Here is a 12,610-nt window from a genome sequence, read left to right as displayed (position 1 = left end):
CAGGAGCCGCGACAGGGCAACAAAGGCAACACAAAACTATAAAAACTATCGGAGACGGGAAATGTTTGAACTAGTCGAAAAACTCGCACCCAATGCAGTCATCAAGGTCATCGGCGTGGGCGGTGGCGGCGGTAACGCCGTGGCCCACATGGTCAATGCCAACATCGAAGGCGTGGAGTTCGTCGTCGCCAATACCGATGCGCAGGCGATGAAGAGCTGCAACTCGCGCACCCACCTGCAGTTGGGTGGCAATGTCACCAAGGGTCTTGGCGCCGGCGCCAACCCCGAAGTCGGCCGCCAGGCCGCGCTGGAAGACCGTGAGCGCATCGAGGAAATGCTCGAGGGCGCCGACATGGTGTTCATCACTGCCGGCATGGGCGGCGGTACCGGTACCGGTGCAGCACCCGTGGTGGCCCAGCTGGCCAAAGAGAAGGGCATCCTTACCGTGGCGGTGGTCACCAAGCCGTTCCCCTTCGAGGGTCGCCGCCGCATGCAGGTGGCGCTCAAGGGTATCGAGGATCTCTCCCAGCACGTCGATTCGCTGATCACCGTGCCCAACGAGAAACTCCTTTCAGTGCTGGGCCGTGAAGTAACCCTCCTCAACGCCTTCAAGGCCGCCAACGATGTGCTCCAGGGCGCTGTCCAGGGTATCGCCGACCTCATCACCGCCCCGGGCCTGATCAACGTCGACTTCGCCGACGTGCGCACCGTCATGAGCGAGATGGGCATGGCCATGATGGGTTCGGGCACCGCCCGCGGCGACGACCGCGCCCAGGCTGCCGCGGAGGCTGCCATCAACAACCCGTTGCTCGAGGACGTCAACCTCCACGGTGCCTGCGGCATCCTGGTCAACGTCACGGCCGGTCCCAACCTCACCATGCGCGAATTCGACGAGATCGGCCGGGTGATCCACGACTTCGCCTCCGAAGACGCCACCGTGGTGATCGGCACCTCGCTGGATCCCGACATGCAGGACGATGTCCGCGTGACGGTGGTCGCCACCGGCCTGAACCGGGCTAACGCCGCCCGTCAGCCGGCACGTCAGGCAGCCCCCCAGCAGGTGGAGATGCGCCAGCGGCCGCGCCCGGTGGTGCTGCGCACGGGCACCGGCAATGAAGTGATCGACTACACCCAGGCCGAGGCCAGCCCCCGCATGGAACCTGCCAAGGCTGAACCGGCGATCGATTACCTGGATATCCCGGCGTTCCTGCGCCGCCAGGCCGACTGATCCAGCCGGCGCGTTAAAAAACCAGCGTCACGGATGACGCGCGGCGGCAGGCAAGAAGCCAGCCGCCCCGATGCCCCGACCCCGGCTCCCGTCCCGGGGCGGGGCGTCGACCCTTCATGAAAGAAAATATGAACTTTCAGTGATTTCGTGGGTCTAGGCCACCTTGCACGAGCGAAATTTGCTGAAGGGAGGGTGAAGGGATGCAGAACTGGTCAGTACGGTTTTTCTTGCCTGAGGTTAAGACTGTGTTAGGATACCCGCTACTTAGGCGTCTGCCGCGCAGGTTTACCTACTCATGATCAAGCAGCGCACCCTCAAGAACACCATCCGCGCCACCGGCGTAGGCCTGCATACCGGCGACAAGGTGTACATGACCCTTCGCCCGGCCGCGCCCAACACCGGCATCGTGTTCCGCCGCACCGACTTGAACCCGCCGGTGGATCTGAAATCGCGTCCTTTCAATGTAGGTGATACGCGCCTGTCCACCACGCTGGTCAACGGCGACGTGCGCGTTTCCACCGTGGAACACCTGCTTTCGGCCATGGCCGGATTAGGCATCGACAACGCTTACGTCGACCTTTCCGCCCCGGAAGTCCCCATCATGGACGGCAGCGCCGGCCCCTTCGTTTTCCTGCTGCAGTCCGCGGGCATCGAAGAACAGGACGTTGCCAAGCGCTTCATCCGCATCAAGAAGGCGGTGAAGGTGCAGGACGGCGACAAGTGGGCCCGGTTCGAGCCGTTCGACGGCTTCAAGGTGGGTTTCTCGGTCGAGTTCAACCATCCGATGTTCAACAAGCGCAACTCGCGCGCCGAGATGGATTTCTCCACCACCTCCTTCGTCAAGGAAGTCAGCCGCGCCCGTACCTTCGGCTTCATGCGCGACATCGAGATGCTGCGCGAGCGCAACCTCACCCTCGGCGGTTCGATGGACAACGCCGTGGTGCTGGACGACTACCGCGTGCTCAATGAAGACGGTCTCCGTTACGAAGACGAGTTCGTCAAGCATAAGATCCTGGACGCCATTGGCGATCTTTACCTCCTGGGCCATAGCCTGATCGGCGCTTACCACGCCCATAAGTCCGGCCACGAGCTCAACAACAAGCTGTTGCGTACCCTGATCTCCGACGCCGAGGCGTGGGAGGAAGTGAGTTTCCAGGACGCCGCCAAGGCGCCGATTTCCTACGCCCATCCGGCGCAGGCGATCTGAAACGCTGCTTGAAAGACCGTTAGGCCGGGCTCCGCCCCGCCCCGTGAAAAAGCCGCCTGGTTGGGCGGCTTTTTCGTTTCCGGTTAAAGAAAACGCCCGCCTGAGCCGAAAAGCCCCCATGCGGACCATCCGCGTGCGGCACGTCTCAGTTTGCCCATGCCGTGAAGGCTAGGTGAACTTTTTCTTTACAGGGCCGTGATATAAAAAACCCCCGCCCGACCCTAAAGGTCTGCGGACGGAAGCAGGCACAGGGGTGTTTTCTTTCGAATAATCAGGCACATAGCCACGAGTTTAGTCTTGCGGCTCATCGTCATGCGCACCGCGTGCGGCGACTGAGGCAAGGCGCAGGAACATGGCCCGAAGTTCCGGGTCAGACATGGATGCCGCGGCTGCCTGGAGGTGGCCTGCGGCACCCACGGAAAGCGGTTTGGCTGGCGGTAGCTCGGGTAACCCCGGGGGCAGCGAAGCCACTTTCACGGTTACCGAACTTGCCCGCGTGCCCATGGCCCGCGCCGCTTCGAGGATCTGGGCCTGGTGCAGGCGCAGGCGCGAGGCCCAGGCAGGGGAGGGCGCCAGGAAGACAAGTCGTCCCTCGCGAAGGTCAGCAAATCTCACCTGATCGCGCAGCGGGTTCGGCAATGTCTGGCGCAGCTGCCGGTCCAGGTCGTCCAGTTGCTTCGCGCGCCGTGCAAGCGAAGCAATCGGGCCGACGTCGATCGCGGACTTCAATCCGCGGGTCGGTCGGCGGGGCGACGGGGTCGAACGCTGCATGGGACCGTTTTTGACCAATATGCGGTAGGCAATGCAAATCATACTCGTGTCACGGGACCGCAAGGCTCCCACCCGGCTGGACCTCACCTGCCCGCGCTTGCGCGGCAAGGCGATCGGGGCTGCCGTCGCCGTGGTACTGGGACTCGCCGGTATCGGCGCCGGTGTGGCCCTGGCCCTGGCCAGCCCCCACCGCCGGGCCATGAACGAACTCGATGCCCTGCATCAGCAGGTCGCCGCCCAGAACGCCCAGCTGGCGACGGTACGCCAGGACGCCCAGCGCGATCTGGATGCCCTCGCCGTGAAGCTCGGCCAGCTGCAGGCCCAATCCACCCGCATCAACGCCCTCGGTGAGCGCCTGACGGAAGTGGGCAAGCTTGGCGATGGTGAATTCAACTTCGACGAAGCACCACCCATGGGCGGCCCGGAAGTGAGCAGCGCCGACAGCGCCTACAACCTGCCGGCCACGCTCGATGCCAGCATCAGCCAGCTCTCGGCCACCTTCGACAGCCAGCAGTCGCAGCTGCAGGCGCTTGAGCGCCTCCTGCTCGATCGCAACATCGACTCCAGCCTGAAACCCACCGGCATGCCGGTCGATGGCTACATTTCCTCGTATTTCGGTGGCCGCCCCGATCCCTTCAGCGGCCACGCCGCGCGCCATACGGGCCTGGACATCGCCGCTCCCCTGGGCACCAGCGTCCATGCCGTGGCCGAGGGCATGGTCACCTTCGCCGGCGTCCGCAGCGGTTATGGCGACGTGGTCGAGATCGACCACGGCAACGGCTACATGACCCGCTACGCCCACAACAGCGCCATCCTGGTCCACGCCGGCCAGCATGTACGCGTGGGCGAGACCATCTCCCGCGCCGGCTCCACGGGCCGTTCCACCGGCTCTCACGTGCATTTCGAGGTCTGGCTGAACGGACGCGTGGTCAATCCGCTCGCCTACGTCAAATCCGTCCGCGGCGCCACGACCGGTACTTGAAAGCGCGGCTCCGCGCCGCCACCCGGGTTGGGGTCGGGGCGTAGTATCATCGTCCCCTTTGACTCCGGGCCCATTGGCGCCCGGGGACTTTTGTCTCCTGATCCGGATGATCGATGTTCAATCGCGCCCTGACGAGCATTTTCGGCAGCCGTAACGAGCGCGTCCTGCGCCAGCTGTCCAAGACCGTAAATCGTATCAACGCCCTGGAGGCGGAGTACGAGAAGCTTTCCGACGCCCAGCTGCAAGCCAAGACACCCCAGTTCAAGGAGCGTCTGGCGGCTGGTGAGACGCTGGACAAGATCCTGCCCGAAGCCTTCGCCGTGGTCCGGGAGGGCGCCAAGCGCACCCTGGGCATGCGCCACTACGACGTGCAGCTGATCGGCGGCATGGTGCTCCATGGCGGCCGCATCGCCGAGATGCGTACCGGCGAGGGTAAGACCCTGGTGGGTACCTTACCGGTGTACCTCAACGCGCTGGAAGGCAAGGGCGTCCATGTCGTTACCGTCAACGACTACCTGGCCCGCCGTGACTCGGCCCAGATGGGCAAGCTCTACGGCTTCCTTGGTCTCAGCGTCGGCGTGGTGTATCCGGGCATGGACCACGGCGATAAGGCCGCGGCCTACAACGCGGACATCACGTACGGTACCAACAACGAATTCGGTTTCGACTACCTTCGCGACAACATGGCGCTCAGCCGCGAGCAGCGCTTCCAGCGCGGGCTGAACTACGCCATCGTCGACGAAGTCGATTCCATCCTGATCGACGAGGCCCGCACCCCGCTGATCATCTCCGGCCCCGCCGAAGACTCCCCGCAGCTGTACATCGCGGTCAACCGCATCGTGCCGCGGATGAACCGGCAGGAGAAGGAAGACACCACGGGCGACTACTTCGTCGACGAAAAGCAGAAGCAGGTGCACATGTCCGAAGAGGGCATGGAGCACGCCGAGCAGCTGCTGCAGGAAGCGGGCGTCATCGACGCAGATACCGGCCTGTACGATTCGAAGAACCTGGCGGTGGTGCATCACTTGAACGCCGCGCTGCGCGCCAACGCGCTGTACCAGCGCGATGTCGATTACATCGTGCGCGACGGCGAAGTGATCATCGTGGATGAATTCACTGGCCGTACGCTGGCCGGCCGCCGCTGGTCCGATGGCCTGCACCAGGCGGTGGAAGCGAAGGAAGGCGTGCCGATCCAGCGCGAGAACCAGACGCTCGCCACGATCACCTTCCAGAACCTCTTCCGCATGTACACCAAGCTCGCCGGCATGACGGGCACCGCCGATACCGAGGCGTATGAGTTCCAGTCGGTCTACGGCCTGGAAGTGGTGGTGATCCCCACCCACAAGCCGATGATCCGCAAGGACAACGCCGACCTGGTGTTCCTGGGCGCGGAGTCGAAGTTCAAGGCCGTGGTGCAGGACATCAAGGATTGCCACGAGCGCGGCCAGCCGGTGCTGGTGGGTACCGCTTCCATCGATGTCTCGGAGCTTGTCTCCGGGCTCCTGAAGAAGGAAGGCGTGCGCCACGAAGTGCTCAACGCCAAGCAGCACGAACGCGAGGCGCACATCGTGGCCCAGGCTGGCGCGCCGGGCTCGGTCACCATCGCCACCAATATGGCCGGCCGCGGCACCGACATCGTGCTGGGCGGCAGCCTCGAGGCCGATTTCGCGACGCTGGGCGACGACGCCACCGATGAGCAGAAGGCCAAGGTGCGCGATGAATGGCAGAAGCGCCACAACGCGGTGATCGAGGCCGGCGGCCTGCACATCGTGGGCACCGAGCGCCATGAGTCGCGCCGCATCGACAACCAGCTGCGTGGCCGTTCCGGCCGCCAGGGCGATCCGGGTTCCTCGCGCTTCTACCTGTCGCTGCACGACAACCTGATGCGCATCTTCGGTGGCGAACGCATCGAGCGCTGGATGCGCATGTTCGGCATGACCGACGACCAGCCGCTGGAAGACCGCATGATCTCGCGGCAGATCGAGAAGGTGCAGCGCAAGGTCGAGCAGCACAACTTCGACATCCGCAAGAACCTCCTGGAGTTCGACGACGTCGCCAACGACCAGCGCAAGGTGATCTACGCCCAGCGTGATGAACTGATGGAGTCCACCGACGTGTCGGACACCATCAAGGACATCCGCGACGATGTCGTCGTGGCCGTTGCGCGCCGTTTCGTGCCCGCCGAGAGCATCGATGAGCAGTGGGACCTGGCCGGCCTCGACCGCGAGCTGGATAACGAATTCAGCCTGAAGTTCGACGTCAAGGGCTGGGTCGAACGCCAGACGTCCGACGTGGACGACCACGCCATCGTGGCCTACGTACGCGACGAAACCGCCAACTACTTCACCACCAAGGAAGCTGATGTAGGTGCCGACGTGATGCGCCAGCTCGAGAAGCACATCATGCTCTCGGTGGTGGACAACGCCTGGAAGGAACACCTGGCAAGCATGGATTACCTGCGCCAGGGCATCTACCTGCGCGGCTATGCGCAGAAGCAGCCCAAGCAGGAATTCAAGCGCGAGTCGTTCGAGCTGTTCTCCACCATGCTCGACCGCATCAAGCTCGAAGTGATCCAGATGCTTGCCCGCGTACGCGTGCGCAGCGAAGAAGAAGTCGCTGCCATGGAAGCGGAGCAGCTGCGCATCGCCCAGGCCAAGCAGATGCAGTTCCAGCATGCCGATGCCGGCGCGATGGGCCAGCAGGAACCGGAAGGCGTCGCCGCACTGCCGCCGATGGCTTCGTCGCTGGTGCCAGCCGACGCCGGTCCGAAGATCGGTCGCAATGATGCTTGCCCCTGTGGATCGGGGAAGAAGTACAAGCATTGCCACGGGCAGTTGAGTTGATTGCCTGGTAATGGTTGCGAAAAAGCCGGGAATTTCCCGGCTTTTTTGTACCTCGGCTTTACGTGGTCGGTAGCGGCGATCAGCCTTGGGCGCATCATGCCACCGGTCAGGAGGAATTCTTCTCGTTGATGTGCGTGGCCAGCAGCCGCAGCAGGGTGTGAGCCTGGTGATTATTCATGCTCGCATCCGCAGCCACGAAATCCTTGTTCACCCTCCTTGCAAACGCCGCGCGATCCTCCTGCGTACGCATCAGCTCAGGTTGGAGCCGATAAATCTGCTCCCCTGCGCTCGTTGCCAGTCCATGCAAGCGGTAGCTCAGGAGACAGGCTTCTTCCATGAACGACTCCAACCCCAGGGCGTCATCCAGCAGTTCGATCAGGCGAGTTGCCGTATAACGCTGGCCTGGGTCGGCCAGGTCCTGCCTGGATGCCGATGAATAAAACCACAGGAGAGATTCAGTCTGCTCCATCGTTCGGGCATAGGCGTCTGTTGTGCGCATGATCTGGTTTGCCTTGACCGTGATCTGCCGGATCCTGTGGCGCATGGGCTCGGGCAAGGTTGAAGCCGCCGGGGAAGGCCGGTACCGGGCCATGCTCCGGGATACCACCTTGGCGTCGTCGGTATCCGCGCTGATCTGCTGCCAGCGGGATATTCCCCGCAGCGCGCATTCGACAATGCTTCGGTCAGGACCGAACTGGGGGACCCATGGCTCACTCAGGCAGGCTTGCATCCCCGACGACCATTCGTTCTGCCAGCGCGCGTGAGCCTCGGTTTGCAGCCCTCCGCCATGCTGCTGCCCTGGCGGGCGGGCTGAAGCGTCACAGGCATTGGAAACGCCGCCGAAAGCCGCGAGAAACCCGACCAGGGCTTTGGGGATGGCGTGGAATATCTGTCCAATCGAAGGGATGTTGAATGAAGGGGATGCTGCACCCGTTGCTGGCATTGTCAGGCCGCTCCTTGCGTCATGATGCAAAGAACGCAACGGTAGCCAGCGGCATGATCAGCCGCTAGCAAGAATGGGTCACAAGTTCGGCGCGCAGGGCTGCACCAACCGCGCGTTCAGTCCCCGCCGTCCTTCGGCTTGGTCCGGAACGACTCCGCCTGCACCGTGATGTACTCAGGCTCCGGCGTATCCAGCCGCAACGCGGTCAGCTGGCCACCCCACACGCAGCCGGTGTCGATGCACCACACGCCCAGGCCTGCGAAGCGACCCAGCGACGACCAGTGCCCACAGACGATGCGCGTCTCGCGCTTCTTCATCCCGGGAACTTCGAACCAGGGATACATGCCCGGCTTCTGCGTGCCGGGCGTGCCTTTGCTTTCGAAATCGATGCGGCCGCTGACATCGCAGTAGCGCATGCGGGTGAAGGTGTTGATCGCCGCGCGATGGCGGTCCACGCCCTGCAGTCGGTTGCCCCAACCTGCCGGGCGGTTGCCGAACAGGTTGCGCAGCAGGCGGCCGTGGCGCGGACTGCCCAGTTCGCGCTCGACGTCCATGGCCACGCGCTGGGCCTGGCGTAGCGTCCACGAAGGCGCCATGCCTGCATGAAGCATCGTCCAGCCGAGGCTTTCGTCGTGATGCATCAGCTTCTGCGTGCGTAGCCACTCCAGCAGCACGCCGGCATCCTCGGCGAACAGCACTTCGCGCAGTTCCGGGTTCACCCGGGCTTTGGCGTCGTCGCGACGCTGGCCGATGGCCAGCAGGCTAAGGTCGTGGTTGCCCAGCGTGATGATCGACGAATCGCGCAGTGAATGAATGAGCCGCAAGGTGGCCAGCGATTCGCCGCCACGGTTGACCAGATCGCCACAGAACCAGAGCTTGTCGGCGGCCGGATCGAATTTGAGTTTCTCCAGCATCCGCTGGAGCTCGGGGTAGCAGCCCTGGACATCCCCGATCGCATAAACCGCCATCGCGCCGGGCCTAGTGCAGCGTGCGCGGGATGGACAGGACGAATCGCGGGATGGTCGCCTCGAACTCCATGCCGTCGTCCGTGATCATCTCGTAGCTGCCGTGCATGGTGCCCACGGCGGTTTCCAGGATGGCGCCGGAGGTGTACTGGTAGCGCTCGCCGGGCTTCATCCACGGCTGCTCGCCCACCACGCCGTCGCCATGGACTTCCTCCACCTTGCCGTTGGCATCGGTGATCACCCAGTGGCGCGTAAGCAGCCGTGCGGGACGCTTGCCCGTATTGCGCAGGGTGACCGTATAGGCAAAGACATAGCGCCCATCGGCGGGCTTGGAGTGATCGGCATCGAAACGACTGGTAACGTCGATGTCGATCGCGTTGGTGGACTTCTCGTTCATGGGTCGATTGTCCGGGAGGGCCGTCATGGCGGCAAGCGCCGTGGTGTGCAGGACGTGTCGACGTTCAGCCCCGTTGCCGGGCATAGGTTTCCGCCAGGGCGACGAATTGGGCTGGTGACAGCGTTTCGGCACGCGCGCGCGGATCGATACCGCAATCGATGATGCCCGCTTCGCCCACCAGGCCCTTGAGCGTGTTCGATAAAGTCTTCCGGCGCATGCCGAAGGCGGCCTTCACGACGCGATCGATGGCCTGGGGCGCAACCGTGGGCAGCTTTTCCGCTGGCAGCGGCACCAGGCGCACCACGGCCGAGTCCACTTTCGGCGGCGGCCGGAAGGCGCCCGGCGGCACCACGAACAGCGATTCCACCCGGCAGGCGAGCTGCAGCATCACGCTCAGGCGCCCGTAGACCTTGCTGCCGGGGTCGGCCGCCATGCGATCGACCACTTCTTTCTGCAACATGAAGTGCATGTCTTCGATCACGCCTGAGTGATCCAGGCAGTGGAACAGGATGGGGCTGGAAATGTAATAGGGCAGGTTGCCGGCAATGCGCAGGCGCGGCGCGCCCATCTCCGCCGCCATGCGGGTGAAATCCACCTTCAGGACGTCCTGGTGGACGATGTGCAGCTCGCCGATCTTGTCCGCGCGGGCCTGCAGGGCGGGGATAAGGTCGGTATCGAGCTCCACCGCGGTCATTCTCCGCGCCACGGTAAGCAGCGGCAGCGTGAGCGCGCCTTCACCGGGGCCTATTTCAATCACGGTATCACCGTCCCGCGGCGAGATGGCCGAAACGATGGAATCGATGTAACGCTTCTCGTGCAGGAAATGCTGGCCGAAACTTTTCTTCGGTCGGGCGCTCATGCACGCACCCGGCCGCGATGGGCAAGATCCAGCGCCATGCTGGCCGCGGCAATCAGGCTGGCGGGGTTGGCGCGGCCGCTGCCGGCCAGGTCCAGCGCCGTGCCGTGGTCCACCGAGGTGCGGATGAAGGGCAACCCCAAGGTGATGTTCACCGTGCGGTCGAAGGCTTCGCTCTTGAGCACGGGCAGCGCCTGGTCGTGGTACATCGCCAGCACCGCGTCATAGCTGGCGCGTTGCGCGGGCACGAAAGCCGTGTCGGCGGGGATCGGTCCAAGCAAGGCCATGCCCTCGGCGCGCAGCCGGGCCAGCAAGGGCTCGATGCGCTCGATTTCCTCGCGGCCCAGGTGGCCGGCTTCGCCCGCGTGGGGGTTCAGGCCCAGCACCGCAATGCGCGGGTGGTCCAGGCCGAAGCGCTCGCGCAAGGCGCGGTCGACGATACGCAATACGCGCTCGAGCAAGGTTTCGGTGATCGCGGCGGGCACTGCCGAGAGCGGCAGATGGGTGGTGGCCAGCGTTACCTTAAGTTCCGGGCTTGCCAGCATCATCACTACCTCGCAGGCGGCGCGTTCGGCGAAGAACTCGGTGTGGCCGCTGAAGGCAATACCGGCATCGTTGATGGTGGCCTTCTGCACGGGGCCGGTGACCACCCCGGCGAAGCTGCCATCCATGCAGCCGTCCGCGGCTTGCCTGAGGGTGCTGAGCACGTAGCCGGCATTGGCCGGATCCGGGTGGCCCGGCCGCGCGGCGCTGGCCAGGGGAACATGGCGGATCCTCATCGAGCCCGGCGCGCGATGTCGGCGCGGTTTGCCATCGTCGTCCTCGAGCGCCAGCAGCAAGCCGGTGGCCCCGGCGGCGTCGAGCAGGAGTTCGCGGTCTGCGATCACGACGAAATCGGCCGCGAGCGGGCTCGCGGCCAGGTGGGCGATCAATTCAGGGCCGACCCCGGCCGGTTCGCCGGGTGTGACGGCGAGCCGGGGCAGCGCGCTAGGCATGGTGCGTTACGAGTTGGTCTTCGGCGGCGCGACGACGGCGTTGCCGTTGGCGTCGATGTCCTTCAGCGCCGGGTCGATGATTTCCACGTACGAGGTGGAACGCAGTTCGCGCAGGTAGTCGTCGTAAGCCTGGTCGGCCTTGCGGTTGCCGATGGCCTGGCGGGCCTGGTCACGGGCCATCTGGTCGGTGCGGTCGGCGTCACGCGAACCCATGCGCTGCAAGACGATCCAGCCGGCATCGGTCTGGAACGGCTTGGATATCTCGTTGTCCTTCAACGTGGTGATCTGGGTGGCGATGGCCTGGCCCCAGGCCTGCTGCGCGAACCAGCCCATGTCGCCGCCATTGTTGGCGGTGGTCTCGTCCTTCGAGTCCGTCTTGGCAACGGCTGCGAAATCTTCCTTCTTGGCCGTCAGGCGCTGGTAGATCGCATCGGCCTTGGCTTCGGCCTGGGCCATGGTGACGATCTCGGACGGTTTGATCAGGATCTGTCGCGCGTGGTACTCGGTGACCATCTGCTTCTGCGGGGCGCGCTGTTCCACCAGCTTCAGGATGTGGAAGCCGGTGGGACCGCGCAGCGCCGGCGACACGTCGCCCGGCTTCATGTTGGCGATGGCATCGGCAAACGCCGGCGGCACTTCGTCCATGCGGCGGAAGCCCAGGTCGCCGCCTTCAAGGGCGTCCTGCGCATCGGAATAACGGATGGCCGCTGCGTTGAAGTCCATGCCGCCCTTGATGGCCGCCTCGGCGGCTTCGGCCTTGGTCTGGGCCGCGGCGATGTCGCTGGCGCCGCCGCCACTGGGCACGCTGATCTGGATGTGCGCCAGATGCACTTCGCCCGCCTTGTAGGTGGGGCTGGCCAGCAGGTTGTTCACTTCCGAATCGGTGACGTTCACCGAATCACGCACCACGCTTTCATGCAGGCGCTGGGCGGTGATCTGCTCGGAAATCTGCTGGCGGAAGCCGGCGTAGCTGAAGCCGTCCTGGGCCACGGCGGCGCGCAGCTGGTCGACGGTCATCTTGTTCTGCTGGGCCACGTTGTTGATGGCCTGGTCGATGTCGCTGTCGGCCACCTTGATGCCCTGGTCCTGGGCGCGCTGCACCTGCAGGCGGGTGAGCACGAGGCGCTCGAGCACCTGGCGGCGCAGTACATTTTCCGGCGGCAGCTGCTGCGGATTCGACGCGTACTGCTGCTGTACCGAACGCACGGCGGCGTCCAGTTCGCTCTGCAGGATGACGTCTTCCTCGACCACCGCGACGATCTTGTCGAGCGGGCGGTTCGGATCGTTCATCTGGGACGACTGCCCGGCACCCGCGCTGGGAAGGAACTGAGCCTGGGCCTGGGGCGCCAGGGCCATGGCGAGCGCAAGCGCGAGGAGGGCGGGGGTCTGCTTCATCGAATGATTTGCCTGGCGCCGCTCGCGG

The 12,610-nt window shown here is 64.5% G+C and carries 11 protein-coding genes; 4 read left to right on the top strand and 7 right to left on the bottom strand.

The features are described 5' to 3' along the window. Positions 1-61 precede the first annotated feature (61 nt). On the top strand, positions 62-1,228 hold the full coding sequence (gene ftsZ / locus NDK18_RS07185; protein ID WP_250624973.1) for a cell division protein FtsZ: 1,167 nt from the start codon (positions 62-64) through the stop codon (positions 1,226-1,228). 295 nt (positions 1,229-1,523) lie between these two features. After that, positions 1,524-2,435, top strand: coding sequence for a UDP-3-O-acyl-N-acetylglucosamine deacetylase (gene lpxC, locus NDK18_RS07180; protein ID WP_250624974.1), 912 nt, complete (start codon positions 1,524-1,526; stop codon positions 2,433-2,435). 291 nt (positions 2,436-2,726) lie between these two features. Here lpxC and NDK18_RS07175 read toward each other — a convergent pair whose 3' ends face one another. Continuing rightward, on the bottom strand, positions 2,727-3,206 hold the full coding sequence (locus tag NDK18_RS07175) for a DciA family protein (protein ID WP_250624975.1): 480 nt from the start codon (positions 3,204-3,206) through the stop codon (positions 2,727-2,729). A gap of 31 nt (positions 3,207-3,237) precedes the next feature. On the opposite strand from NDK18_RS07175, the gene NDK18_RS07170 reads away from it, so the two are divergent. Together NDK18_RS07170 and secA are read left to right on the top strand one after the other, a co-directional pair. After that, on the top strand, positions 3,238-4,188 hold the full coding sequence (locus NDK18_RS07170; RefSeq protein WP_250624976.1) for a M23 family metallopeptidase: 951 nt from the start codon (positions 3,238-3,240) through the stop codon (positions 4,186-4,188). A 113-nt stretch (positions 4,189-4,301) separates the two neighbouring features. After that, entirely contained in the window at positions 4,302-7,031 is a 2,730-nt protein-coding gene (gene secA / locus NDK18_RS07165) for a preprotein translocase subunit SecA (protein WP_250624977.1), read from the top strand. 106 nt (positions 7,032-7,137) lie between these two features. Here secA and NDK18_RS07160 read toward each other — a convergent pair whose 3' ends face one another. The 6 genes from NDK18_RS07160 to NDK18_RS07135 all read right to left on the bottom strand — a co-directional run bounded on the left by NDK18_RS07160 (position 7,138) and on the right by NDK18_RS07135 (position 12,582). Further along, positions 7,138-7,974: a hypothetical protein gene (locus NDK18_RS07160; RefSeq protein WP_250627408.1), complete on the bottom strand. Its 837-nt coding sequence runs from the start codon at positions 7,972-7,974 to the stop codon at positions 7,138-7,140. Between the two features lie 116 nt (positions 7,975-8,090). Then, complete coding sequence (locus tag NDK18_RS07155; protein ID WP_250624979.1) at positions 8,091-8,942, bottom strand: symmetrical bis(5'-nucleosyl)-tetraphosphatase; 852 nt, start codon at positions 8,940-8,942, stop codon at positions 8,091-8,093. A 10-nt stretch (positions 8,943-8,952) separates the two neighbouring features. After that, positions 8,953-9,336, bottom strand: a complete 384-nt coding sequence (gene apaG / locus NDK18_RS07150; RefSeq protein WP_250624980.1) for a Co2+/Mg2+ efflux protein ApaG — start codon at positions 9,334-9,336, stop codon at positions 8,953-8,955. A 64-nt stretch (positions 9,337-9,400) separates the two neighbouring features. Further along, positions 9,401-10,195: a 16S rRNA (adenine(1518)-N(6)/adenine(1519)-N(6))-dimethyltransferase RsmA gene (gene rsmA, locus NDK18_RS07145; RefSeq protein ID WP_250627407.1), complete on the bottom strand. Its 795-nt coding sequence runs from the start codon at positions 10,193-10,195 to the stop codon at positions 9,401-9,403. After that, positions 10,192-11,187, bottom strand: a complete 996-nt coding sequence (gene pdxA, locus NDK18_RS07140) for a 4-hydroxythreonine-4-phosphate dehydrogenase PdxA (RefSeq protein ID WP_250627406.1) — start codon at positions 11,185-11,187, stop codon at positions 10,192-10,194. Before pdxA ends, rsmA begins: the two co-directional genes overlap by 4 nt. Positions 11,188-11,193: 6 nt before the next feature. Then, the gene (locus NDK18_RS07135) at positions 11,194-12,582 is read right to left on the bottom strand and encodes a peptidylprolyl isomerase (RefSeq protein ID WP_250624983.1); all 1,389 of its coding nucleotides are present in this window, start codon (positions 12,580-12,582) and stop codon (positions 11,194-11,196) included. Positions 12,583-12,610 lie beyond the last annotated feature (28 nt).

The organism is Pinirhizobacter soli (assembly GCF_015905305.1).
GTDB classification, from domain to species: domain Bacteria; phylum Pseudomonadota; class Gammaproteobacteria; order Xanthomonadales; family Rhodanobacteraceae; genus Pinirhizobacter; species Pinirhizobacter soli.
This window is presented reverse-complemented; position numbering and strand designations above follow the sequence as displayed.

Bases quoted from the DNA above. Each gene is read 5' to 3' on its own strand.
- NDK18_RS07160 (WP_250627408.1), bottom strand. From the start codon at position 7,974: ATGCCAGCAACGGGTGCAGCATCCCCTTCATTCAACATCCCTTCGATT.
- secA (WP_250624977.1), top strand. From the start codon at position 4,302: ATGTTCAATCGCGCCCTGACGAGCATTTTCGGCAGCCGTAACGAGCGC.
- apaG (WP_250624980.1), bottom strand. From the start codon at position 9,336: ATGAACGAGAAGTCCACCAACGCGATCGACATCGACGTTACCAGTCGT.
- pdxA (WP_250627406.1), bottom strand. From the start codon at position 11,187: ATGCCTAGCGCGCTGCCCCGGCTCGCCGTCACACCCGGCGAACCGGCC.
- rsmA (WP_250627407.1), bottom strand. From the start codon at position 10,195: ATGAGCGCCCGACCGAAGAAAAGTTTCGGCCAGCATTTCCTGCACGAG.
- NDK18_RS07175 (WP_250624975.1), bottom strand. From the start codon at position 3,206: ATGCAGCGTTCGACCCCGTCGCCCCGCCGACCGACCCGCGGATTGAAG.
- NDK18_RS07135 (WP_250624983.1), bottom strand. From the start codon at position 12,582: ATGAAGCAGACCCCCGCCCTCCTCGCGCTTGCGCTCGCCATGGCCCTG.
- NDK18_RS07170 (WP_250624976.1), top strand. From the start codon at position 3,238: ATGCAAATCATACTCGTGTCACGGGACCGCAAGGCTCCCACCCGGCTG.
- NDK18_RS07155 (WP_250624979.1), bottom strand. From the start codon at position 8,942: ATGGCGGTTTATGCGATCGGGGATGTCCAGGGCTGCTACCCCGAGCTC.
- lpxC (WP_250624974.1), top strand. From the start codon at position 1,524: ATGATCAAGCAGCGCACCCTCAAGAACACCATCCGCGCCACCGGCGTA.
- ftsZ (WP_250624973.1), top strand. From the start codon at position 62: ATGTTTGAACTAGTCGAAAAACTCGCACCCAATGCAGTCATCAAGGTC.